Below are 22,985 nucleotides of genomic sequence, written 5' to 3'. Positions count from 1 at the left end.
AAGGCGATAAAATCCACATGCAACTTTTCATCTACTTGCGTTAACAGACTTCCTTCTCTATCGTTCAGTAAATTTAATTGAACAGTAGGGCGACGACGATTGATTACAATTTGTTACATAATTAAGAAAAGGAACAAACTTCAATTGATATAACAGTCCTAAATGATGTGTAAGGTAGATGCCATACCTGCCACAGGCTAAAAGGCTGTTCTACATTTGTAAATTAAATAGGATTGCTATACAGACCTATAAAAAGCAACCTATGGTGTTATAAACCTTGGATTTTTATCAATCTTTCATTTTTTTTGATAAGTTAGGGTGTATCGAGCTACTATCAATCAATCATTTGTTTTTTTTATCAATCACGATGTAATTATCAACGTTAATGTCTCTAAAAGCAGGCGGATGAAAAATCCTGATACTTTGTAGGAGAACGGTTTGGCTGCAACCATAGAGGCTGTATGCGAAGTTAATTTTGTCAAGTGATTATACAGAGACCGAAATCCTACGTAAAAGGAAGGTCGGCAATGATAAATATTTCACAAGAGCAAAATTAATAATTTTGTAGTTTGCAGGCACGCCCTACATTCATTCTTCTAGTCTGCTCCTTTGATTAAGATGAGTCTTAATCAACGTGTTTCAATGGAGAGTTCGTGGAAGCAACGTTTTTAAACAACAATTACACCTCAGCGTTTAGGTTTAGTCATTTGCACTCACAAATGCTAAAGCTAAATTTTGTCTAGAAATTAAGCTCGGGTCTAACTAATATGTCTACTAATCGTTTGAGAACGTATAGCACCTTAGATAGGTTCTATACAGAAGAAAGCAAGTTCTTAACAACAGTGCAGCGAAAACATCTGCTAGAAAGCCTGCAAATGGATTTGCGCTCAGAATACCGCCGTCGGATCGAAATTATGTTACTGGCAGATATGGGTTACTCTCAGGCACAAATTTGTGCAGCATTGGGGTGTTCCAAAGAAACAGCACGGTACTGGATTGCTATGACACAAGCAGGAAAGGCTGACAACTGGAATGAGAATGTAATTGGGCGACCCACCACAGTGAACGAGCAATATCTCGATCGTCTGAAAGAATTGGTGAGTAGTAGCCCTCGTGAATATGGCTATTCATTTCGCTGTTGGACAGCTGGATGGTTAAGTAAGCATTTAACGAAAGAATTTGGGATCGCAGTGAGCGATCGCCACATTAACCGTTTGCTAAAAAAACTGGGGCTTTCTACTCGACCTAGACGCTCGGGCACAGAAACAGTAACTCATGGCAGCAAGAATTACGGTATTAACATTGGCGATCTGCCATCTTCCTCACCGTCTAGTTTCCTGTGGTCATCCAATTTCATCAAATTTGGTAGCTAGTTATACCATTGAGTTTCTAGGAAGCTATGATTCAACAGTCATTCCCACTTTCCAAGCAACAGCTAGGTCAATACCTTGCCCAATCTCTAGGTCAGGCTCTTACAGAGCAGGAACTCTCGAAATGCTTCGAGCAAATTCAAATTGTGGAGCCAACTGCTGGCAAACTATTTTGGCAGACAGCAGACACAACCGCTGGCATCTACATAGTTCTGACGGGAAAAGTCAGATTACTCGATAGCACTGATAACTTAATTACTTCTTTTGGGGCAGGGGTGTCGTTCGGCGAGCAAACTTTGTTTCCAGAGTACTTTCACCCTTATTCAGCTAGAGCTTCTGTCAATTTAAAGCTTTGCTATCTACCTAGTGAGTTGTTGCACGCTTTAGCTTACAAGTATCCCATCATACTGGAGCATCTCTATCACCAAGCAGTACTTTGGGATCTACTGCTGATATGTCGTAACAGTAAAATCTTTCGCGCTCTACCTGTTGAAGAGCTAATGAAAACGCTGTCACTCATGGAGCGGCATAATCTGGAAGTAGGCAAACTTCCAACTTCCCTGCTCAAAGATCGGCGGCTGGTGCTACTGCGTCGAGGGGAAATTATACATTCATCAGACCGAAAGCTAAGTATTGGAAAAATTTATCAACTTTCCCAGTTACCTCAACAACAAGCTTGGCAGGTAACTCAACCAACCCAACTGTATACTTTAAGCCGTTCTCGTTGGGAGATGGCACTGCAATATTTGCCACAACTAGCCGATGTAGTGGAATCATGGGAGCAGGGAACTGAGGAAGCTGGGGAATTCGGGGGAGAAATTTCAATTTCTGATTCAAAATCCCAAATCCGCTCCTCCCAGTCTCCCTTAACAAGGGAGGAGCCAAAATTTCCAGAGTTTACTGTTGAGCCAAGAAATCGACAAAAGAGAATAATCAGTAAAGCCTATTTCCCAAACCCAACCGTAAAAATAGGTCATTTGTGGCAGCGCGTCACTAAACGCTATCCATTCATTGCACAGCAAAGTGCATCAGACTGCGGTGCAGCCTGTCTGGTGATGGTTGGTCGCTACTGGGGCAAGCACTTAAGTATAAATCGCTTGCGGGACATAGCCAATGTTGACCGTAATGGGGCAACGCTACGAGGTATTGCAGCTGCCGCAGAAAGTATTGGATTTGCTACCCGACCTGTAAAAGCTAGCCTCGACAAACTTGCTTCAGCAAACTTGCCTGCTATTGTTCATTGGGAAGGAAAGCACTACGTTGTGGTCTACGAAGTGACGCGCGATCGCGTCGTCATTATCGACCCTGCTATCGGTCAACGAAGCCTCAGCCATAGACAATTCAAAGCGAGTTGGACTGGCTATGCGTTATTACTACAGCCCACCGTTCTACTTAAAGACGCTGAAGAGACCCGTCAACCCTTTTGGCAGTTCTTTGAGTTAGTAAAACCTCACTGGCTGATACTACTGGAGGTGTTAATTGCCTCCATTCTGATCCAGCTTTTGGGGCTGCTCATGCCGCTGTTCACCCAGTTATTATTGGATCGAGTGGTCGTACAGCGCAGTACTCTGACTTTAAATGCTGTAGGGTTAGGTTTGCTCATCTTTAGTCTGTTTCGAGTCGCTATGACCGGACTGCGGCAATACCTGCTGGATCATACGGCTAATAGAGTCGATTTAGCGCTGATTGTAGGTTTTATTAGACATACTTTCCGCCTGCCACTCAGCTTCTTTGAGTCGCGCTATGTAGGAGACATTATTGCTCGCATCCAGGAAAACCATAAAATTCAGCGCTTCCTAACGGGTGAAGCACTGTCAATCTTTCTCGATTTGCTGACAGTCTTTGTCTACGTGGGGCTGATGTTTTGGTATAGCTGGAAAATGGCGCTGCTAGTGTTGGTAGTTGTGCCACCATTTTTTTTACTAGCGCTGATTGCAACGCCCTTCTTGCAACGCATCTCAAGAGAGATTTTTAGTGCCATTGCCGCTGAAAGTAGTTATCTGATCCAAGCGCTCACAGGGGTTCGTACTGTTAGATCGATGGCGCTGGAGCATACGGTTCGCTGGCATTGGGAAGGACTCCTGAGTAAGTTCATTAAAACTAACTTTTCCGGACAAGTTATCGCCAACAGCCTCCAAATTTTCAGTGCAACCATTGAAGCTACAGCAAGTGCGGCACTACTGTGGTTTGGGGCGTGGCAGGTCATTCAAAATCAACTGACTATTGGGCAGTTAGTTGCTTTTAATATGCTATTGGGCAATGTTATTAGACCCTTTCAGCGGCTAATTGTCCTCTGGAATCAGTTACAGGAAGTCATCATTTCAGTTGAGCGCATTAATGATGTGCTTGAAGCTGAACCAGAAGAAGACTTACAGAAACAAGATCGTCAATCCCTGCCACCGATTCGGGGTCACATTTGCTTTAACCAAGTCACTTTCCGTTACCACCCAGAAAGCGATGTTAACACCTTAGAAAACGTTAGCTTCGAGGCGCAACCAGGGCAAATGATAGCACTTGTGGGGCGCAGTGGATCTGGGAAAACAACAATCGCCAAGTTGATTTTGGGTCTCTATCCCCCCACAGAAGGAAAGATTCTGATTGACGGCTATGATGTGACCAGCCTATCCCTGCGATCGCTCCGTTCTCAAATTGGCGTTGTCGATCAGGATACCTTTCTTTTTGGTAGTACCATTCGGGAAAATATTAGCATTGGTCACCCAGAAGCTACCTTAGAAGAAATTAGGTTGGCGGCGCAGCAAGCTGGTGCAGATCAGTTTATTCAGCAACTGCCAATGGGTTATGAAACTCAAATTGGTGAGGCTGGAGGATTGCTTTCTGGCGGACAACGCCAGCGCCTAGCGATCGCTCGCGCCCTACTAGGTAATCCCCGCTTGTTGATTTTAGATGAAGCAACCAGCCACCTCGATGCTGAATCAGAGCGGATTATTCAGACTAACTTGAACGCAATTCTCAAAAATCGGACAACGCTAACGATCGCTCATCGCCTCTCCACCATCCGCAGGGCTGACCTAATTCTGGTGCTCGATCGAGGGGTATTGGTCGAAAGTGGTACCCACGAAGAATTGATGGCAAAGCGCGGTCACTACTTCTACCTGAACCAGCAACAACTAGCTGGAACCACTATTTGATAAGAATTTCTTCACAACTATGTCATATACACCTAATTCACACATTCTATCCAACCAGAACGCAGGCGAACAGGGCTATATCAACAACGGTAAAACGCCACCTTCTCAGCCAACGGTAACAACACAGAGCGATCGAGACTGGTCTTACGACACCCAAGAGCTGCTCGATACTTTGCCACGGGTTTGGACGCGGGGCTTGCTGTATCTGTTAGTGTTTTTTGCAGGCATCATTTTACCCTGGTCAATGCTTGCCAAGGTTGATGAGACAGGTAGCGCCAGAGGGCGGCTTGAACCCAAGGGCAAAACCGTAAGGCTTGATGCACCTGTGACTGGAGCAGTTGCTGAGATTGAGGTAAAGGAAGGTCAATTTGTCAAGGCTGGTCAAACATTATTGGCATTGGAATCAGAGGAAATGCTTGCCCAACTCCAACAAGCTAGAGCAAAGTTAGAAGGTCAGCTAGATCGCCTCCCACAAGTGGAACTGATAAAAAACCAACTGAAGATGACTGCCCTGACGCAGCGACAGCAGAGCAAAGCCCAAGCAGCAGGGCAACAGGCACAAATTCACCAAAGTCAGCAACAGATAGACTTTCATAAAACAGAGATTGATTCGGCAAAGCAGCTGTTAGCAAAGGATCGAAGCACGGTGCAACGCTTCCGACAGCTGCGGCAGAGCGGTGTAATTTCGGGGCTACAGCTAGACGAAGCAGAACGCACGATGATTGACAACCAACAGCGTCTTATAAAAGCTAAGTCAGACATCCAACAAGCTCAAAACGAACTCAAAAAACAGCAAAGTACCTATGAAAGCACTCTTCGCGAAGGTGAACTGGCAGTCATGGAGAGTGAGAGAAGTATCAAAGAAGTCCAAGCCCAAATCACAGACCTGCAAGCGGAAATCGCCCAATCCAGACAACAGATTGAGTCTCTGTTATTTCAGTTGCAGCAACGCGTGCTACGCGCACCAATTGACGGCACAATTTTTCAGTTGCCCATCCAACGTGCTGGAGCCGTAGTACAACCTGGTGACACAATCGCTCAGATTGCGCCAAAAGGGACTTCTCTTGTAGTTAGGGCACAAATGGCTAGTCCAGAAAGCGGTTTTCTACGTTTGGGGTTGCCGGTCAAGATCAAATTTGATGCCTATCCCTTCCAAGACTATGGAGTGGTGGAAGGTCGCGTGAGTTGGATTTCACCAGACTCCAAGACTCAGGAAACAAACCAGGGTAGGATAGAAAGCTTTGAGCTGGAAATCGCGCCGCAACAGCCCTACATCCAAACTGCCGACAAGCGTATTGCCATAAAACCAGGTCAGACAGCGACAGCAGAGGTGGTTATCCGGCAGCGTCGCGTCATTGACTTCATTTTAGATCCGTTTAAGAGGTTGCAAGCAGGCGGCTTGGAACTCTAGATCGGCAAATGATGAAAACCTCTCGCCTCTCGCCATCCCTTCACCCATTTTCAAGTGAGTTTTATCATGTTAGAAGCGATCGCTGTTTCCCGTGACGATATTATCGAGCAGATCAAACTTTTGTGCCAAATTCCCTCCATTATTGAAGCTATAGTGTCTCGCCAAATTATTGCTAATGCTGCAAAAGAAGCAGGCATTACAGTGGAACTGGCAGAACTGCAGCAGGGAGCAGATAATTTTCGGTTAAGCAACAATCTCATACGCGCTGACGATACCTGGTCGTGGCTGCACAAACAGAGTTTGTCCCTAAATGAGTTTGAGCAATTGATTTACACTACTATCATCTCAGAGAAATTAGCTCGACATCTGTTTGCAGATAAAGTCGAATCGGTTTTTTTTGAGCAACAGTTAAATTATGGCGGAGTGGTGATGTATGAAGTTGTCTTGGACGATCGCGACTTGGCTCTGGAATTATTTTATGCTCTTCAAGAAGGCGAGATCGGTTTCTGTGAGGTAGCTCGTCAGTATATCCAGGATAAAGAGCTACGCCGTGCTGGGGGATATCGGGGGATGCTACGCCGCAGCGAACTCAAACCAGAAATTTCTGCTGCGGTTTTTGCAGCTACTCCGCCCCAGATGCTCAAACCAATTGTTACTTCTAAGGGAACGCATCTAATCTTGGTTGAGGAGATCGTGCATCCACAATTGGATGATACGCTGCGCTTAAAAATCCTTGCAGATTTATTTACTACATGGCTAAAGCAACAAATCGAGCAAGTTGAAATTGTTAAGTATCTTGACCCAGAAAACCTAGCCGCTAATTTCGAGTCCCAAGTTTCCAATGGTTTAATTAGCGATCGGCTATAAACTAAATATCACAAGCTCTTGCATTAATACTAAGCTGAGGCAAAGCTTTAGTCTCTTGTTTCTACCCTGAGAAAGCTTGGCTGGTTCTGCTGCCTCACTGAGTTATAAACAGAAGATCGAGATTGAAAACGTGGATCGCAGTCGTTTTTCTCCTGAATTATTGCCCGCTAGTGCAGTTGATAGACATGGTGAGCATTGTGGAACCACTCATACAGCAGATTAAGGATCTCTTGCTGATGTTTTATGCCAGGGTAATCGATATTCTGGTGCTCGATCGCTTCCTCAAGGAAACTTTGAGTAGCGTGCAAGCATAAATGGGTAGCATCGCGCACGCATGTGAAGTTGGGATCGGGATTGACTTTAGTACGAGAGCTTGTGGTAAAGGAATTCAAATAATTGAATTGAAGATCTAGCCAGCTTGCTGGTACAATCTTTAAAGCTATTTGTCGAGCTGGATTAGTGAGAAAATTCAATCCAACAATTGCTCCACGCTTAAAGGTAGTATCTGCTTCTTGGGGTCCCCACAAGTATGCTTCTGAATCAGTAGGAAACTCAGGTTCAGCATCATGCTCTTGCTGTTGAGCAATGAAAGCCTCAAGTTCATCTTTTAAAATTAATAAATCTGGATGATTAGGAACTTTCTGTAATTGCTTTTTCACGTCAACTAATAAAGACTGAGCCTGGTACAACGAAGCAGAAATATACTCAGAAACAACATATTCGCCTGCTCCTTCAAGTAGGTATGTGAGCGTAACAGCAGTTTCAACTAAATGTTCAAGTAAGAACTGACTTCCTATTTCGTCTTGGTGAATTTTGAGTAAAATATAAGAATAATAAATGCGGTGCATTTTAGAAAATAAACCTAAAATAGCCAAGTTAAAAAGCTTTTTTGTAAAGTCTTGAGTAGTTCCTAGAATTAATTCAATCTGTTCGAGCTGTTGGCATAAAACTTGAGCAGCCTTGAGAAAAGCGTTACCAAAGGATTGCTTAGAAAATTCGATTAAATTGATGTTTGGTAAGCCTAGTTGAGGTTGAATTAACCAAACTTTTGTATTCATTATTACCCTCCGCCGATCGGAAAGTTAGCTGCCAATATTTGAATTAGGTAAAAAGCCGAGAACCCTAGATTTAGGAGACATATGGTAAAGTTATGTAGTGCTTTCTAAAAATCCTCGATTTACCGTTATTGCTAAATCTACTCTAAATGCCCGTATTCGTTATTATTACAAAGTGTTTGAAGCTAGAAAAAGCCCCCTTAGTGGCAGGCTAATATCTGAGCAAGAGAAGCTAGTTTATGAAGAGAAACTTTTGATTTTTGGAACTAAACTCAATCTAGAAAAATTATTTGATGACTATGTAACGCCAGTCTAATGGAGTGTAAATGTCCTCAGATTTAGGATTAAGGTAAGGACGCTGCAAATCAATTTCTTGCAATGAAAAGTGTTTGCTGATAGATGCCATCCGACCTTCGGTCGAACTGTCCTGTTGTTGCCAAGCTTCGAGTAAGCCATTGGCAACGATTTTACAACGGTTCAGACCAAAGCTTTCTTGGGCAGAAAATTTGCGGTTTGGTTCTTCTGCAAGAGCGAGTCCGGGTGCTAAAAGCTTGGTAAACAATGGCACTTCTGATAGAAAATGCGATTGGTGTTCTACATAAACAGCCTGCAATAGTGGTTGTACATCTTCATAGTTACTTTTATCAAAGTAGAGTACCCCTGAATCATAGCGCTTGTAGTCTGGGGGATTGTATAGCACCTTGAAGCTGAAAGGAATATTAATGTCATTCAGCTGCCGCGTCAGGTTGCCCATAACTACAACCGCACCTTCGGAACTGAGATTGAAGTAGATGCGTACTATATTGCCGAGTCTGGTCGGACCTGCATCGCCTACCGCCATGTAGAATCCATTTTGCACCAGGTTGCGAGGCATTAGGATTGCCACCGAGTCTCCAACGGTTGCAGATTGCTCCACTGGTTGTAAATGGCGATCGCGTTCGATATGCAGGGTCAAGTCGGTCTTTTTCACTGCTAGGCTGCCATCACTCTCCTCTCTTAACACTTGCCAACCAGGGTCAAAGTAGCCTTTACCGCTGTTGCTAGAGTGCAATCGCTGATAAAATTCCAAGTCCACTCCCAGAAACGTATTATTCTCTAGATTCTGGTGCAGTTCTAAACCAACTGAATCTGCGTCTAGAGCCAAGGCAGATTTGAGAGAACCGTTGTAATAGATGCTGTAGAGAAAACCGCACAGCTGCTGGCTTAAGTACTTAGTCTGAAGCTCTAAGGGTAGTTGTTGAAAACGCGGTAATCTATCAGCCGGAAGTTGCCAAGCTTGGTAATCTAGATGACGAATACAGAATGTAGACTCAATTTGAATTTTGCGGACAATGTCATGAAGAGCAGCCAGTAGTTTATCGGTCTCAAAGTCCGATAGTTGATTTTGCGCCGAATCCAGCAATTGCATAACAGTCTGCCTACAACTAAAATACTCAAACGGAAGAATAGCTAAAGCGAAGAAATTCCGACGCTGGTAAGCCAAAAACAGTCAGCATTGATTGTTCTGGACGACACAGCAAAGACTTGGCAACCTGGAGTATGCAAATACCTGGATTGCCAAAGAATTTTTGGTGCTGGAGTCTTGCCTGAATGGCATTAATCAAGCACATACCAGCAAATTGCACGACGCGCTGCAAAAAATCAGGACGACGCTCTAAAATTTCTGGAAAGTGACTCAAATAAGCGCTAGTCAGAGCAGCAATCGAATGTTGCAGTTCCTCAAGGGGAGTCATGGCAAGGCGTAAAGACTCTTCGATCGCGATCGCTTTACTAGTAACTAAGCTAGATAGCCAGATTAGTAGATAGCTAGAGATGAGCATTCCTAAGTCGAAAGCAGGATCTCCCCAAGTGGAGCGCTCCCAATCAATTAAACGAATAATGCCATCCTCCCTAGCCGCTCGGACTTCAAGGGAATTAAGGGGGGAGCATGTCGAGATAGCTTGCTCCCAACTGTTGGATAGTAGGATATTGTTTAGCTTGAGATCGTTATGTATTAGACAACAAGGCTCTAAAGCAGCGCTAAGCTCTTTAATCGCCTGCCCTAAGCTATCGTAGCGCTGATAGAGTGCAAAGAATCTCAACCCATCTGCGGGAACTAGACCAAAAACTTCAGGACCGATCCGGTCTAAGACACGAATGAGATGAGGAGCCTGATTAATAGATTCATCCTCTGACTTTTGGGAGAAGAATTCTTGATAGTCTTGACGGTCTAAAGTCACGCGATGAATAGTAGCCAGAAGGGTTCCGATTGAAGTTGCGATCGTAGTTGGGAATATATTCTCTTTAGTATAGAAATCTATGAGATCTCGATAGTCTGTGAGGTAATTAAAAACAATGATTGAATGTCTCTCATCAAAATGGAGTATCTCTGGAAGCCAAGTGCGAAGATAGCTATGTTCTGGGAATCGTTGTAAAAACTCTTGAACTCGCCATTCTCTTAGAAACTCTCTAGCAGTTTTCCCTTCTCGGTCGTGCAGTTCTTGCTTAACTAAAAGTTGGCGACCCCTTGGCAGAGTGAGTAACAAATTAAAATTTTTGGCAGTTTTTCTCTCAATCTTACTCGAAGATCGATCTTCTTGAGTACAGAGTCCCTGCCTAATCAAATAGTCGAAAACATTTTGAGAACTTAATAAAAATGTCATAATTCATTGTTTCCTTGAATATTACTTAGAATATTATTCAATGGAGTGCTGCTATTTTGGTTGGTAGAAGAAAAACTCTGCACTAGGGACACGATTTGACTAATAGCATATACAATCAGCACAGCCGAAAGTAACTGATTTAATTCATTAGCTGAACCACTTCGTATAGCCAAGTCTGCATCGGTTAGCTCAGTGAAGAAACTTTCAGATTCAGCAGGTTGCAGATCGGAAATTTTAATCCTAGCCATTAGTGTTTTTTCCAAAACTCTCAATTACAATTTTTCGGGATGAACACCATAAAATCAAATTTTTTCAATTGCTTTTTCAGACCTAATTCCTGTAATTATGTCCGGCAAGTCTTCAAGTTACCGCTTCTGAACTCCAACGCGATGCTTAAGAGTAGCGACAAAAAAACTGTTATCGGTTAGCCATCCCACAGGAATGCAGAATAGTGATTTCAGCGTGAAGGATGAATGAACCGATAACAGGAATTTAGTCGGTGACTAGCTAGTAACTATTGGGACTCAACTCATGAATCCATTCTATTTACCGCCGCCGTTGCCACCACCGCCGTTACCGCCAACGTTACTTGCAAGGCTTCCTACTAGCTCTGCGATAAACGATAGATGGTGGATGACAGCGATGTCTACAATTGCATGATAAGCATATTGCGAATCGTTATAACCTTTCTCTGAACCACCCAGCACAGACATAGAATCTGTATCGGTTAGATCGTTGAGAAAGCTTTCGGAGTCCTGGAATAGATCGAAGCCAGCAGGACGCAGTTCAGAGATTGTGATGTTAGCCATTTGTTGTGTTCCTCACCATTTTCTAGAGTAGTGCGATTCAGCTTTTGCTTGCCTAATCGTTACTTTCAATAATCGAGCAATAACTTCAGAAAATCAAGGGTTGTTAACGGGTTTCTGCGACTTAAAAAGAGTCTTTCTGTCAGTCTATTTTTGGCGGTTTGCATTCAAAATTACGTATTTTTTAAATTGCTCTGTTAGACATAAATCAGGTAATTGCGTCTACCAATTTTCTGAATGAGGCTCTTAGAACAACTCAAGAAATAACTTGGTAGATGATATCTTCCCTACCTAAACGCTTTCATACTCCAAGAATATCAATCTGCATAGACTAAATCAACCATAGGTGGTACTAATACCTACTAATCAGTTCCATTGAGTAGATATTAGAAATTCCGTTGAAATAGAAGTGCTATAGTATTAATGTCAGTATGAGTATCCCAACTGTAAGTGCAATAGTACTTATTTTTATATTTAAGTGTTAATTTAATATGTATGATTGAATGTTAATTCTATCTTTCTATGATAAAAATAATGGTTAATTCAAGAGTTTATAAACTCTTGAATTAACCATTATTCATCCTGTTCGCCAAATGTCTTAGTTGAGCGCTAGCTTAGTTGTATGTGTTAGGCGTGAGTCACTAACCCTAAGAGTATGCACCGTAAGTTCCATAAACCCTAGAACGTCTGGAACCGTTATCGGAGGTTGGAGTTGTGTTTGTAGAAGAGCTCGATCCTGTATTTGTAGAAAATTGCTGACCCCAACTATCAAACAACTGCTCCATTTGAGCATCGAAATCTGTAACAAGATCTTCGATGTTTGCTAGTACTGAAGCAGCAACTGAACCACCTACTACAGCTTCTATTTCTCCAGCCGTTAAGTCGTTAAGAAAGCTGTTGGAGTTTTGGGATAGTTGAGAATCCTCAAAACTCAGTTCCAATATTTTGATTCTAGCCATTTGTTTTTCCTCAAGAAAGTACTTCGAAGTAAATTTGAGTGAGATTCAGCCAGAGATTGCTTAATCTTGCTTTCATAGTGAAGGATTAAATTGATTAAATCAAGGTTTTAAGACAAATTTTCTAGACGTAACGAAAATAGTTATGTCTCTGAAGTTTGCAAATACTTTAATTTAGATAGCTATATATAGCAATCCTATTTGATTCATGAACGTGGAGCAGGCTTCTAGCCTACGGCAGGCTAGAAGCCTACTTTACAAATCATTTAGAACTGCTATATATTTTTTAACTAATTTTTGCTGAATCTGCACGAGCGTACCCTGAATTTAACTTTAGAGTTTTGTCAGTAGCTTAGTTAAGACACTCTTACTCAAGCAGCCTTATAAACACAGTAGTTTCATCAGCTACTTCTTTAGATATAAGTCAGGCAGATATGTCTCTAAAGTTTGTCAATAGTGTCTATTGCAGTCTTATAGCAATTCTCGGTTGTGTGGATGACATTTGTAGGGGCGCTTTCTCTGTCATTGGTGTCAACTTAAGGAGCAAGCGCCCAAATTTGTTGAGTGCGAGCGTCAATTTGACGATGACGTTCGCGCTTGGCTTTAACCAAACCGAAAAGCTGGTGACGGGCTGCCAAATAGCTGACAAGCTCGCTGTTGTCACCACGTAGCAAGGCACGACCATAGTGGTATAAACTACGGAATACCATTTCCATCGAGATCGAATCTTTCGGTTGATTGAGTGCGACTGCTACATCGGAACACAATTGATTCAAAACAGCATAGAAGATCCAAGTGGCATAAATCTGAATTTGGACACCATTGCTATCACCGACCCATAAATAAGCTAAACCCAATAGTCGCTTGGTGAGTAAAAAAGCATCTTCAACCTGCCAGCGCCGACGATACAATTCACAAACCTGTTGTGCAGATCACAGATTCGGGTCTAAGACATTCGTTAAATAGTAGTACCAACTCTGACCCCAGAGGACAGAAACTAAACGGGTGGGATATTGACATGGATTCGAGCGATACTCTCCCATTTGAATAATTTCGTCACGGTAGTATTGCCCCTGCGACAAACAACGCTGGAGTTCGTAGGTAGTTTTTTCCCGCAAACGGGTGACAAAAAACTTTTTGTCTTGGCTAAAAGCGTCAAACCAGGGAAATTTAAAAAAGCCCAAATCAAAAATGAGCAATCCACCTACAGGCAAGCGCCCTAATAGTTGGTCGCAGAAGATTTTATCGTTAGCTTTGGCATTCTGGCTGTACCATGTCGTCACCGGACGATGAGTGAATGCCTCTACCACCATCATCATTTTGCCTGCCAACACCGTCGGTTGGGCTTTGAGGGTTTGAAGTTTCTTTCTTAGTTGTTCTAAGGTGGAGCCATCCGCAATCCAAATCACGGCAAAACGTTGATGGCTTGCCAGCCATTGTTCGGGAATTGGTCGCTTCCCCTGTTGCTGACGGATACGCATCATTACTTGTTCAAATATCTGGCTAAACAATTCCACTGGGAGAGTGCGTAGCCGTTTCGACAGTGCTTGTGGGCTGACATTCATCGGGCTGAGCCAGAATAATCCTTCTTCTGATAACATGCGGCTCAATTCTCGTATCCCGGCGATCTGGCGATACACCATACTGACTACTACTGCCATCATCACTGGTAGCGTCAGTATGCGAGAACGTAATTTTTGCTCATCTTTTCCTCGCAACAGATGCAATGGCGTAAAATTCTCCGGTTGCAGTAGTAATAACAGCTGCCGTTCGATTTCTTCATTTGGGGGTGCAGGCATTTGGGTCTGCCTGCGTAAGTCTGGATTACTGGCGCGACGCGGACGTTTGTTCGCCATTCTCTTTTCATCCGTTTTGGCGACTACCCTAGTTTATAGCCTACCCTCATTTTTTGCTTAAGTTGACACTAATGTTTCTCTGTGCGCCCCTACCAGACGTGCATTGCATCCAATTGAAAACCGCTATTAGGAAAGCTATCTTGCAATAAAGAATGGATAGCATGTAACCGCACCATAGAATCTTGCTGAAACCTTGCTGAAACGGCTGAGTTAGGGTTTTAGTAGCAATGGAAAGATGCTTGTACGCACTTGCCCAAAACGTAGACAAAGGAAGCATTTAAGCGTTGGCTCAACACCTGCCTTGCTTGATTCTTTTTAGGTAAAGTCGAACAAGCACGTACATTTTTGTTCGCCTACTACTCAAGCCTTAGATTCAGCTATCTGCAGAGCCGATTAAAGTGCAAAGTAGTCAATATACCAAGCTCCATTGTTACCCTAAACACTGAGTTCGGCTTTAGCATCGCCATCATAGTCGGCAGGAACGGGAGCGTCATTAGTATCGCCATATCCGTTGTATGTCGCATCCCAGCTACCATAACCGTTGTCAGAGTAGTCGAGATACCAAGCTCCATTGTCACCCCGAATGGCACTAAGTTAAGGTGAAATCCTTGTTCGAGAAGCGTTGTAGCCTTTTGAGTGGTTCGGCTCTGGGAGACCAGTCAAGGTATTGCAGGCAAGCAAGTGCAGCTCATAGATGCAGTCATAGTGCCGGGATTGTCCAAAATGTTTTTCTCAAGGTAGAAAAAGCTTTCAAGCCCATAAAATACTTATCGATAGTACTTGAAAGCTGATAAGACTACTACTGTGACAAATCGTGTGGAAATTCTCGCTTCAGAAATTTAAGCAGAGTCTGGGACTGCCGTTTCAAAACCTATTGCCCCACTCAGAGATTCAAAAAGTCCTCGATGACTTAAAGATTAAATACCGTCGGCGATTGTTTGACCCAGTTGTGACTTTTAATCGCTCGTTTCTGAAAATTCACTTATTAAGGTGGAGACACAGCCGTGCAAACAGTTCTGCTGCCTTTCATCTCTTGCACCCGCTCTAGCTCGATGATTAACTTTGTAACGTTAAGGTGAAATTGCATCACCTAATCCCTGTGTGAGTTGAATTTAAAAATTCAACAGCGCGCGTCGCGATCGAAACACCAATAGCCTAACACGTTTCAGTGTCCGTACTCGCGATCGACACCAGGCTATCGACATTACAGTGCAACTAAAAGCGCAGAATATATACTTGCACCGAGGGCAAAAGCCCAGAAGCGACTTTGGCGTTCTTCTGGGAGTTCTTCTTTCAAAACATTAAGTACAATTCCTCCGGCGAGAAAAGCAAAGAGTAACGCGATCGCCGCCTCAGACAGTTGAGTTCCCAGCCCGATCGCCCAACCACAAATAATTGCTGCTGCCAGTATCCAGCGACCAGTTTTTTCATAGGTACGCTGGTGATGTTCGCGCAATCCATTGTCATTGACTATGAAATGCAAAGCCATTGCCATAAAGAAAAACCATAAACTTTGAACTCTTGGTTCCTCTCGATGCAAGAGCAGATAGCCAATTAAGGCATTGTAGAGAGCAAATGAGGCAATATGCACCCAGAAAACACCCGATGAAGCAACATCTCCCCTACCTGCTTTGCGGTTGCGCTGGCGCGATACTTTAGCAACCCGTTCTAAGCCATAAAACACGGCTAATCCTAATAGTGCTAAAAGATATACGTGATGTTCTAGAAATAATAGTGCCTTGCCTACCGTACCTTTAACTGTCTCCTGTGCCTGACTCAATTCGGGCAAGATATGGACGAAGACATAGGCAACTGAAACACCGCCACTTACAGACAACCAAATACTACGAGGAGTTCTTTCGAGAAAGCGGAGTTTACTGGAAAACAGATGCACTAGAGCCAAAATCAGGGCAAATAGTGCCGATAACCAAACAAGATTAAAATTAGATGTTGATGGCTCGGCAACTGCAAACAAAATTCTAAACATGTGTTGTTAAAGTCATTTTCCTCAGATCTGAGAGCGCAAATCACCTGCATTGCAAGTCATTTCTTTCTTCAGGCTGAGCTGGTTGGCAAAATATTGCTTCTGCCAATGAGAGGATTTTGCGGCGATCGCCACTTGCGATCTAAAGCACTTTCATCACTGTATGATATCGCCGTTCAATATCTTTTCGATTCAACTCCCGGGAAACGGCTTCGCAACTGTCGTGCAAAATCATGTCGGCGTGGCGGCGTAGTGCCGCACGGTCTTTTTCATTTTGGGTGTAACGTGCAATAGTGGCGTAGTGACAGCAGCAGTGGGCGCGCCATACTTTCTGTATCTGTTGGTGTGTCGCCGTCAGTAATCGTTAACAAGTGCCAGTGGGGGTGAGTAGTGTTCTCAGAGGACATGCTCTTACGGTTTGACGATCGTTGCCGACCAAACGCGATCGAAAGAAACTCCAGCTTGGTGCTGAGCTTCCCGAATGGACTGGGTATCAGGTGCGTTCAATTCGCAAATAACGCGGGTGCGATCGAGCGACAGGTAAGATCGCACCCACTCAATTCCTCGGTGGGCGTAACAGCTTAAGGTTCTACTGCTGATTTTGTTCCACTCCTCCTGCTCGAACGGGGGATAGGTGCTTTCAATCACCTTGAGCATTGATGGATTGCGCCGTGGTTGAATGTCCTGTGGCTGAATCAATTCCCCAGCCCAGATCCGACTAAATACGCCGCCACCTCTGCGATAGGATTCTCGGACAGATTCTATATCGGGGGCATCAAAAGTGCAGATTGCTCGCAGGCGATCGCGCGACAGCAGTGAATAACGCCACGTCACATTACGTTCTGCCAAGCAAGCCAAGACTCGAAGATTGGTATCAGTCGGTGATTCTGGGGTGAGAGGGGAATCTGCAAGGGTTTCCACGATCGCAAGCGACATAACAACTTTGATGAGATGATTTAAATTGAGGCAGCAGGTTGTAACAATTCGATCGCCTGAAGAATTTCTTCATCCGATATAAGTTTTTCCCGATCCTTTCGGTTCAATTAATATGTAGAGAACTTTCTGCATATTTCATCTAGGCTCGAACTTACTAACAATAGACGGCTACATCTTCACCGCATTTATCTGCCAAATAGGACAAGCACTTGAAGCGCAGACTAATAATTTGTTCGTAGAAAGGGTTCAATTTGCATAGAGGCGGAATTCGGAAAATAGTGCGATCGCAAAGTTTGATTTCTCGCTCAAAGGGACAACGAGCAGGGATCGTCATGCACAGCCATCGAGCTAGATTGGAGTTATGAATTTCAATAGAGTCAAGCCATTGGCATGGCGATCGCAATAGATTAAATTTGAAATGAGTTAAGCTGATAGTAAAGCCAGACATTTTGATTACCTCTGATTATTTTCAAGTCGATTAATTATTATAGTTTTTAGCAACCCTTCTACTTACTAAGTTAATTTATAATTTTATATTTGTCGTTACAGAAATTCTCTGGAATTTCATAAATAAATCTCAGAAAAATACAGGTTGACTAACTAAAAGTTTGAGAAGCGATCGCGCTTAGTTTAAAATATCTGCTGCTAAAATCTCTGGTAATCTCAGGTAATAAACTAGAGGAGTCGTAGGGGCGCACAAGTGTACGTCCCTACAAAAATCGAACATTAATTCTGAATTCTCCAATCTTCTGTCTCCTATTTCCTGTTTCCTTTTTGAAAAAGCCTCGTAGCGTGATAGCAAACTTTTTCTCGCAAGCGGTAAACATCTTTAGCGGTCAAATTTAACTGAGAAGCGATCGCTTGCTGCGATTGTCCTTGGAGGTATAAATTTAACCATTGAACAGCTGAATGTCCCAACTTTTGTTCTAGATATTGAGATAGCTGCTGTTTAACTTCATCTCGCTCGCTCTGTTGCGCTGCGGCTTCTTCTTGTTCCTTGTATTGCCCGATCGCTTGTACATCTAGCAAGTTGAAGCTGCGATCGCTATCTTCAGTAGGAATTTGAGCAAAAACAATCCGAATCTCACTGTTGTTCGGTACTTGCGTCACTCCTCCTGGTGCATAGCGACGCATATAGTTGATGAAGCGATAGACAATCAGCGGTTGATTGCGAACTGGTCGCAAACAGTATTCTTCGATCGCAGTAAATAGTAAGGCGTTTCGCAAGCGAAGGTCATCCGTACATTCAGCGATCGCTGTTATTTGCTGTTGTAGGTAACAATCGCGTTGCAGTAAATCTTGCAAAAACTCTTGCAATACTTCGCTAATTTGACAACGGCGATCGCGACCCAGAGCCACCATCATGCGGATTTTATTTTGTAGCACGACTAAACTACCCAAGCGGGTCAAGAGGCGGCGATAGCCCTGTTCTGGTGCTTGTCCTAAGTAACGATTCTGCAAAATCCGGTAGCGGTAGGCTATCCCTTGCTGTACGAGTTTAAACTGCTCTGAGTCTAAATGTTCCGAACGGTTTCCCAGTAGCCAGCAGACAATACTCTCTTTGGTAGCCACACTGCTATTAGGATAGTCAAATGCCAACTGCCATTGCCAAATCTGAGCTAGATCTTTGAGCGCGATCCCTTGGCTGGGATCGAATTTTGGTTCTAAAGATAATGTGACAACTTGCATTTGTGACTCCTGGCGTTGCTGAAAGGGTAATGATGATTTCGCTAGAATAAAGAATACGTCTCAACTCCAGCTCCAATTGCTACGGTCAAGAACGGGCAGCGTCAAGGCAGGCAGTGTTACAAATGCAAGCTGCGCGATCGCCAGCTCTCAAACAAGAGTTATATTTATTGCTAGAACTCTTGCAGATGATCTACTGCAAACTTACCTTTTTAAAAGCTGTTGCTGCATACCTTTCGTTCATTAATGTAATTTGATAGATTGTATTTGTCATTACAGAAAATCTCTGGACTTGCTTGAGTCCTAATCTTAGGACAACAGAGATATCGACCGATACTTACGGCTCGGCGATCGCAGTTGAAAAGCTGCAAGTGGTTGCTGTTTTGAGGAACTTGAAATTCTAAAGGAAACCTTGAGGAGCTAAAATCTCTGATAATCTCAGGTTGACTTTTGTTTGTCCCTAAAAGCGATCGCCAATCTCGGCAATCGCGCCTACCAAGCAATCCTCTGCTGCATCAATTCGTAGTGCTAATAGCACCCAAATTATCGTTCCGTCTTGTTTGCGGATCTGGATTTGGCACTGGCAGACTTTTCCCGCCACCTGTTTTGCTGCCAAGATCTGCTGTTGGGCAGTCGGATCGCTCAAAAAGTCAGTTACAGATTTTTGCGCGATCGCATTTGTGGCACGATAACCGAGTATTTGCCCAAACTGCTGATTAGCCTCCAGCAGCCAACTATCTCGCAGGCGTATCGAGAAAATCCCTACGGGCGCAGACTCGAACAAATGGCGAAACTTCGCTTCGCTGCCAAGCAATGCTGCTTCTGCCTGTTTGCGAGCAGTGATATCGCGAACGATCGCACAGTTGTACTCTTGACCGTTAAACTCTAAATAATTAGCAGTTATTTCCACGCTGATGTCCCGACCATCTTTAGTCCGTGAGGTCGATTCAAAGGTGAAGGAGCCTTTCTGCCGAATTTCCTGCCAATGTGACTGCCAGATTGTGGTTGGGAAATTGGGATTGACATCGCAAACAGCCATATCTAGCAGTTGGGTGCGGGAGTATCCAAGGATGCGACAGGCTGCTTCATTGACATAGACAAACCGTGCATCGGCATTAATGATACAGATTGCATCTCTAGATTTGTCTAAATAAAACTGACTCAGCCATAGTGCTGATTCTGCCTTTTGGCGATCGCAAATTTCTTGTTGCAGGCGAGCATTTTGCTCTGTCAGCTGCTGTTGCAACCGCCGCAGCGTCAGATTATTCTCTACACGGGCAAAAACTTCTTCTTCACTGAAGGGTTTCGTGATGTAATCAACTCCCCCGACTGCAAAAGCTTTAACTTTATCGATGACCTCATCTAGGGCGCTGATAAAAATTACCGGAATATCGCGGGTTGTTGGCGAAGCTTTCAGGTGTTGGCAGACCTCATAGCCATTCATGTTTGGCATCATAATGTCAAGCAAAATTAGATCGGGCGGGGCAGCTTGCGCGGTCATCAAGGCTGTTTTTCCGTCGATCACTTTACGGACTTCATACCCCAGCTGAGATAGCATCGCAGATAGAAGTCGTAAGTTATCCGGCTTATCGTCAACTACTAAAATATTCGCTTTAGGCTCCTGAGCGCGATCGTCATTCATGCTGAATCTAGTTGCGTTAGATCGATAATCTTATCAATACGAAAGTTATTTACTAAATCGGCTAGAGCAGTTGCCATAGGAGCATAATCCTGTGGAATTTGTTCTAGAAGATCGAAAATCAGCTTCTCATCAGTCCGCAGTGCTGCTTGGTGTAGTTGCGCCACCCACTCAGAAGGCATGACTCTCAAGCTTTGGGCTGTCAGCGCATAGGGTTCTTTCTCTTCTAGCTGGCTGGGAATAGCTGCCTGCTGGGTGTCTTCATAGATATAACGCACCCCTAAATACTGCATCATTTTTTCCCAGATAACTTCTTCCCGCAAGGGCTTGCGGACAAAATCATTACACCCAGCAGATAAAACTACAGCGCGTTCTTCGTCAAAGGCACTTGCTGTTAGAGCAATGATAATCGTCGCATGACCTTTTAGATGGGCTTTAATCTGTCTAGTCGCTTCATAGCCATCCATCACTGGCATTCGCATATCCATCCAGATTAATTGTGGTTGCCAGCTTTCCCAAATTGCCACTCCTTCTTCACCATTTTCGGCTTCGCGCACCTCGAAGCCGACTGATTCCAGCATCTTGACTAGAAGTTGGCGGTTTTCCCATTTATCTTCAACTACCAAGATACGATACTTCGGTTGGTCGGGCGCGAGTCCAATGACTCGCCGATAGTGCTGTCGAGGCGGCACTTCCACCACTGCTGCGGGGCTAACTGGAATCTCGAAACTAAAAATCGTGCCATGACCCAAAGTCGTGCTAACCGCGATCTCTCCTCCCATTAGGCGCACAAACTGTTGGCTAATAGTTAAGCCTAGACCAGTCCCTTCATGAGATTTTCGCCCTGCTTCCGTTTGGACAAAGGGTTTAAACAATCTCTCCAACTCTGATGCTGCAATGCCAGGACCAGTATCTTCAACTTCAAAGTGTAGGGTACAGGTAGTAGGTGGTGACTGAGATACCTCCTGCTTGTCCTGCTTCGTTCTCACGCGCAAGATTGCTCCGCCTGCTTGAGTGAATTTAATTGCATTTCCCAGAAGATTAATCAAGACTTGGCGCAATTTACTCTCGTCTGCGCGTACGCATTGGGGAACTTCAGGGGTGCGTTCAAAGATCAACTGTAAGCCCTTGGCTTCTGCTTTGAGCCGTAACATCTCTTCAAGTGAATCTAGTAATTCGTAGAGATCGAAGCTATTTTCATTGAGAATTGTGCGCCCCGCCTCAATTTTAGCCATTGACAGGACATCATTAATTAAGGTCAACAAATGCTCGCCGCTGCGATTAATCGTGTCTAAATTTTCTAGCTGTGCCGCACTGAGCGAGCGATCGCGGCTCATCAGTTGGGTGAAACCAAGAATGGCGTTGAGTGGAGTCCGCAGTTCGTGGCTCATGTTAGCCAAAAATTCGCTTTTGGCAAGGTTGGCAGCTTCAGCTTCTTGTGCTTTTTGTTCCAACTTATGGCTGTAATTCTCCAACTGCTCGCGAGAGATTTTTAATTGTCGCGTCAGCCAATACACTCCAATTGATAGACAACCTACCGATGCTAGTCCTACGAGTACGATTGTTCCTGCCAGTTGGCGAGCAGGGGCAAAAGCTTCTTCCTGCTGCATCTCCACTAACAAAGCCAGATCTTGCTCGTTCAGCCAGCGATAGACACCAATAACTGGCAGTTTGGCATAGTTGCGATAAAGTCCAGAGCCGCTGACACCACTCATCGCTGCATCAATGCCTTGACTGCTAATTCCTTCTGGAAATTCCTGTGCTTCAGTTTTCTCTGCTTTGGAGATAAAAGCGTTTTTTGATACCAAAGAGCCGACTAAGTATGTCTCGCCACTATTACCCAAGCCCGTGCGTTCTCGGACGATTCGATCGATGCGGTCTAAGTTGAGGTGAGCTAAAACAATGCCTTGGCGCACTCCTGCTGCATCGCGTAGAGGTGTTGCTAAGGTAACTGACGGTTTACCAGTGACGGGTGAAACGTAGAAAATCGGGTCAAAGGTATCTGGCTCAACTCGTTCAAAATAGGTAACGTTAGCTAGAATTTCGTAGTTACCTTTGCGCTGCTTGTCAGTTGAGAGAACGATCTGATTGCTGCGATCGAGGATGAAAATTTCTCTTAAAGCTGGCTTGGTTTGGGTGACACTGATGAGATAATTGGAGAGAATTTTGTCAGCGGCAAGATAATTCGGATCGGTGATTTTGCCACTTAGTAATATCTTGATATTCCTTTGTAGTTCTGGATGCTGAGTTACAAGGAGAAAATCTCGTTGCTGGTCTTCAAACCAACGCCCAATTTCTTCTTCTTTCAGGGTAGCAGCAACGCTGAGGCGATTGAAAGCAGCCTGCTTGAGAGCCTCTCTAGCACTGAAGAAAGCAACGCTTCCCACCACGCCAACAGCCACCAGGGATAGAACTAAGAAGGAACTGGCGACTTTAGCAGTCAGGTGTTGATTCCAAGACTTCATAGATTAAGTCTCTTGATTTTGGATTGGTAATTGGTAGTTGGTAAATGGTAATGGGTAATTGGTAGTTGGTAGTGGCTGGTGGCTAGTGACTATTGGCTAGAATTGCTCCCTTGTCCCCCTTCGCCCCCTAATCCCCACTCCCTTCGGTCGTGGGGTCCCCGAG

General features: G+C 44.1%; 16 protein-coding genes and 1 pseudogene. 4 read left to right on the top strand and 13 right to left on the bottom strand.

Features of this window, described 5'->3' with window-relative positions; genetic code table 11:
* Nucleotides 1-767 precede the first annotated feature (767 nt).
* The 4 genes from C7Y66_RS01495 (at nucleotide 768) to C7Y66_RS01480 (ending at nucleotide 6,797) form a co-directional block, all read left to right on the top strand.
* On the top strand, nucleotides 768-1,373 hold the full coding sequence (locus tag C7Y66_RS01495; RefSeq protein ID WP_106167098.1) for a helix-turn-helix domain-containing protein: 606 nt from the start codon (nucleotides 768-770) through the stop codon (nucleotides 1,371-1,373).
* Between the two features lie 26 nt (nucleotides 1,374-1,399).
* Nucleotides 1,400-4,519: a peptidase domain-containing ABC transporter gene (locus tag C7Y66_RS01490; protein WP_106544215.1), complete on the top strand. Its 3,120-nt coding sequence runs from the start codon at nucleotides 1,400-1,402 to the stop codon at nucleotides 4,517-4,519.
* 19 nt (nucleotides 4,520-4,538) lie between these two features.
* Nucleotides 4,539-5,930, top strand: coding sequence for an HlyD family secretion protein (locus C7Y66_RS01485; RefSeq protein WP_106544214.1), 1,392 nt, complete (start codon nucleotides 4,539-4,541; stop codon nucleotides 5,928-5,930).
* 66 nt (nucleotides 5,931-5,996) lie between these two features.
* The gene (locus C7Y66_RS01480) at nucleotides 5,997-6,797 is read left to right on the top strand and encodes a peptidylprolyl isomerase (RefSeq protein WP_106167093.1); all 801 of its coding nucleotides are present in this window, start codon (nucleotides 5,997-5,999) and stop codon (nucleotides 6,795-6,797) included.
* Nucleotides 6,798-6,964: 167 nt separating this feature from the next.
* On the opposite strand, the gene C7Y66_RS01475 is transcribed toward C7Y66_RS01480, so the two are convergent.
* The 13 genes and pseudogenes from C7Y66_RS01475 to C7Y66_RS01405 all read right to left on the bottom strand — a co-directional run bounded on the left by C7Y66_RS01475 (nucleotide 6,965) and on the right by C7Y66_RS01405 (nucleotide 22,822).
* Nucleotides 6,965-7,855, bottom strand: coding sequence for a hypothetical protein (locus tag C7Y66_RS01475; protein WP_106544213.1), 891 nt, complete (start codon nucleotides 7,853-7,855; stop codon nucleotides 6,965-6,967).
* Nucleotides 7,856-8,138: 283 nt separating this feature from the next.
* Nucleotides 8,139-9,260, bottom strand: coding sequence for a T3SS effector HopA1 family protein (locus C7Y66_RS01470; RefSeq protein WP_106544212.1), 1,122 nt, complete (start codon nucleotides 9,258-9,260; stop codon nucleotides 8,139-8,141).
* Between the two features lie 25 nt (nucleotides 9,261-9,285).
* Complete coding sequence (locus C7Y66_RS01465) at nucleotides 9,286-10,494, bottom strand: phosphotransferase family protein (protein ID WP_106544211.1); 1,209 nt, start codon at nucleotides 10,492-10,494, stop codon at nucleotides 9,286-9,288.
* Nucleotides 10,491-10,742, bottom strand: a complete 252-nt coding sequence (locus C7Y66_RS01460) for a hypothetical protein (protein WP_106544210.1) — start codon at nucleotides 10,740-10,742, stop codon at nucleotides 10,491-10,493. The genes C7Y66_RS01465 and C7Y66_RS01460 overlap by 4 nt, the downstream gene beginning before the upstream one ends.
* A gap of 294 nt (nucleotides 10,743-11,036) precedes the next feature.
* Nucleotides 11,037-11,303 (bottom strand): hypothetical protein, encoded by a 267-nt coding sequence (locus tag C7Y66_RS01455; protein WP_106544209.1) that lies wholly within the window; start codon nucleotides 11,301-11,303, stop codon nucleotides 11,037-11,039.
* A 644-nt stretch (nucleotides 11,304-11,947) separates the two neighbouring features.
* A complete protein-coding gene (locus tag C7Y66_RS01450) occupies nucleotides 11,948-12,259 on the bottom strand; it encodes a hypothetical protein (RefSeq protein ID WP_106544208.1) in 312 nt (103 codons plus the stop codon).
* Between the two features lie 533 nt (nucleotides 12,260-12,792).
* A pseudogene (locus C7Y66_RS01445) lies at nucleotides 12,793-14,112 on the bottom strand (IS4 family transposase).
* A gap of 1,204 nt (nucleotides 14,113-15,316) precedes the next feature.
* Nucleotides 15,317-16,099, bottom strand: coding sequence for a hypothetical protein (locus C7Y66_RS01435; RefSeq protein WP_015155269.1), 783 nt, complete (start codon nucleotides 16,097-16,099; stop codon nucleotides 15,317-15,319).
* 408 nt (nucleotides 16,100-16,507) lie between these two features.
* Nucleotides 16,508-17,032 (bottom strand): DUF4242 domain-containing protein, encoded by a 525-nt coding sequence (locus tag C7Y66_RS01425; RefSeq protein WP_106544206.1) that lies wholly within the window; start codon nucleotides 17,030-17,032, stop codon nucleotides 16,508-16,510.
* Nucleotides 17,033-17,186: 154 nt separating this feature from the next.
* The gene (locus tag C7Y66_RS01420) at nucleotides 17,187-17,480 is read right to left on the bottom strand and encodes a Mo-dependent nitrogenase C-terminal domain-containing protein (protein ID WP_106544205.1); all 294 of its coding nucleotides are present in this window, start codon (nucleotides 17,478-17,480) and stop codon (nucleotides 17,187-17,189) included.
* 308 nt (nucleotides 17,481-17,788) lie between these two features.
* Nucleotides 17,789-18,721, bottom strand: coding sequence for a hypothetical protein (locus tag C7Y66_RS01415; protein WP_106544204.1), 933 nt, complete (start codon nucleotides 18,719-18,721; stop codon nucleotides 17,789-17,791).
* Between the two features lie 457 nt (nucleotides 18,722-19,178).
* The gene (locus C7Y66_RS01410) at nucleotides 19,179-20,360 is read right to left on the bottom strand and encodes a PAS domain S-box protein (RefSeq protein WP_158265847.1); all 1,182 of its coding nucleotides are present in this window, start codon (nucleotides 20,358-20,360) and stop codon (nucleotides 19,179-19,181) included.
* Nucleotides 20,357-22,822: an ATP-binding protein gene (locus C7Y66_RS01405; RefSeq protein ID WP_106544203.1), complete on the bottom strand. Its 2,466-nt coding sequence runs from the start codon at nucleotides 22,820-22,822 to the stop codon at nucleotides 20,357-20,359. The genes C7Y66_RS01410 and C7Y66_RS01405 overlap by 4 nt, the downstream gene beginning before the upstream one ends.
* Nucleotides 22,823-22,985 lie beyond the last annotated feature (163 nt).

The sequence above is a fragment of the Chroococcidiopsis sp. CCALA 051 genome (genome assembly GCF_003015105.1).
In the GTDB taxonomy this organism is placed as follows: domain Bacteria; phylum Cyanobacteriota; class Cyanobacteriia; order Cyanobacteriales; family Chroococcidiopsidaceae; genus Chroococcidiopsis; species Chroococcidiopsis thermalis.
The sequence above is the reverse complement of the archived record's forward strand: the minus strand, read 5'-3'. Positions and strand labels throughout refer to the sequence as shown.